The 2,028-nt window shown below is 55.7% G+C and carries 3 protein-coding genes; all 3 read left to right on the top strand.

Going from position 1 to position 2,028, the window contains the following annotated elements:
• Positions 1-293 (top strand): hypothetical protein (locus tag ACWEOZ_RS44260; RefSeq protein WP_451916663.1); only part of this gene is annotated, 293 nt, incomplete at its 5' end.
• A 202-nt stretch (positions 294-495) separates the two neighbouring features.
• Positions 496-753 carry a hypothetical protein gene (locus tag ACWEOZ_RS44255; RefSeq protein WP_124473431.1) on the top strand — a complete coding sequence of 86 codons (258 nt, stop codon included), beginning with the start codon at positions 496-498 and terminating at the stop codon, positions 751-753.
• 446 nt (positions 754-1,199) lie between these two features.
• On the top strand, positions 1,200-1,655 hold the full coding sequence (locus ACWEOZ_RS44250; protein WP_175918296.1) for a site-specific integrase: 456 nt from the start codon (positions 1,200-1,202) through the stop codon (positions 1,653-1,655).
• Positions 1,656-2,028: the final 373 nt, after the last annotated feature.

Raw genomic sequence — 2,028 nt, 5'->3', positions numbered from 1 at the left:
GCTACGAGACAAGATCTCGTAGCCCTTCGTTCAATGTGGTGCGGCTGCAGGACTCGAACCCGCCACCTGATGATTACAAGGCACTTGAAAAAATCAACGATTACAGTGAATTAGCTGTATTTCGCGTTTCCAAAACTACAGACTATGCCGGCTTGTCAGCCTTATCTGTCGGGGCTTTGGTTCGAATTGGAAGCGCCTGCCCGCCGCGGTTTCAGCAGTTTTGCCCTGGTTTCGTTAGCCGCCTTCCACCACGTCCTAATCCAAGCGATGGCTACCCGCTCGGTTCGCGATGAAGTTTGCATGTTTGCGTAAACAAAGGAGCTCAGCGTTTCCGCCAACTTGTCACTCGCGTAATTACTTGTAATTGATTTGGAAAGGCGTCTAACCGATTCTTATATCGTTACGTAGATGTCCGACAGGCTTCGAAGTTAGATGGATATCGGACTTTATATAACGATATGTTTTCGATAATCGCGATCACTTACGAGGTTAAAAATGACTGAACTGGTAAACGAAGTGACAATCGTATATGCTGGCTACGGCTATCTTAACCAGACAATCGATGTCACCAATGGCATCAAAACGGAATTCGCCGAAGGGGCACGCACTTTTTTGGCGACCAATCGATTCGGAGATCCCGCCAAAGGCAAAACCAAGGCACTGTATGCTATCTGGAAGTATGGGTCGGGCCCCCTCCAATCCGGAGTATCATTTGAAGGCTCGAAGGAAGGATTTACGATCCAATTGACGTAACGATCGAAATAGTCCTTTGATATCACCCCAATGGTTTGGTGACGCTTCCGCCACCAAACCATTTTCAATTACGTGACGAATTGACTTTCTATAAAATATATAGTTCCAGATAATTCCAATCGCAGTTGATTACCGGACTCGCGTCACCGGATATTGGGAGTGCGGCGTCTAGCGTCAGGAGTGTCCGGCCAGGGGTAATCGTCATTTTCGTGCAAAATCTGGCAGTTTCGCCGCAAAGCCTTATGTAGCGAGGCCTTAGTGCCGATTCTGACTATCGTCGGCCAGTACTCGGAGCATTCGGGACCGGCGCTATTGTGAGCGGCCCATTATTGTGACCGAACCGAGCACAAAGGACAGGAAGCGCCGATGCTGCATAACTAAGGCACATGGAAGTACATACCGAAACCGCCCTGACGCCCCCGCGCTGCAGAAGTCTGCTGCGGCGCATGTACGACCTGTTCCTGTCCGGGCCCGCTGCCGTCATCGGCGATCGCGAGCTCGATACGCTCGCGCCGGGCGACGTCGCCACGATCTGGCGCACGACGGTAGAGAAGCGCGGCGTCGTGACAGCGAACCGCACGAAGGCCGGGCTGTCGCTGGTCCTGAACTGCGGGCGGCTGTGGGGCATGATGGCAATCGCGAACCCGTGCGCCGGCGTGCGCAGGAAGAAGGAGACCGGGCGCCGGGACGCCCTCATCGATGACGAGCTGTATGCGGCCGTCTATGCCGCGCCCTACCAACCGCTGTGCAACGCGATGGATCTGGCCAATCTCTGCGTACAACGCCCCTCGGACATCCTGCGCATGCAGCGCGCCAACATTGTGCGGGCATCTTCTTCCGCACACAAAAGACTGGAGCATTGTCAACGTACAGATTACGGGCGCCCTCGCGGCGCTGTTTGAGCGACTGCTCGCCTGGCGCGGTTCGAAGGTCGACCTCTCGCCCCACCTCTTGCGCGACCAAAAAGGCTACCCACTTTGGAAGGGCAAGCTGCCTTCACGCTTCGACAAGGCGACGTTTCCATTCCGCGATCTCCGCGCGCGCGGCGTGACGCACAAGACGAACCATGAAGGATTGGAAGTCGGGCAGCGCCTGGCGGGTCACAGCGGACCGGGCGTGACGGCGCGTTACGTGCGCGGCACACGGCCGGTTAAACCGTTTCGCCGACGCGCATTGGAAACATGAGAGGGTATTGGAAACGCGAAGGGGCTACGCAAACATCGCGTAACCCCTTGCTGGATATGGTGCCGGCTGCAGGACTCGAACCCGCCACCT

The sequence above is a fragment of the Actinoplanes sp. NPDC004185 genome (genome assembly GCF_053603475.1).
The sequence above is the reverse complement of the archived record's forward strand: the minus strand, read 5'-3'. Positions and strand labels throughout refer to the sequence as shown.

Bases quoted from the DNA above. Each gene is read 5' to 3' on its own strand.
- ACWEOZ_RS44255 (WP_124473431.1), top strand. From the start codon at position 496: ATGACTGAACTGGTAAACGAAGTGACAATCGTATATGCTGGCTACGGC.
- ACWEOZ_RS44250 (WP_175918296.1), top strand. From the start codon at position 1,200: ATGTACGACCTGTTCCTGTCCGGGCCCGCTGCCGTCATCGGCGATCGC.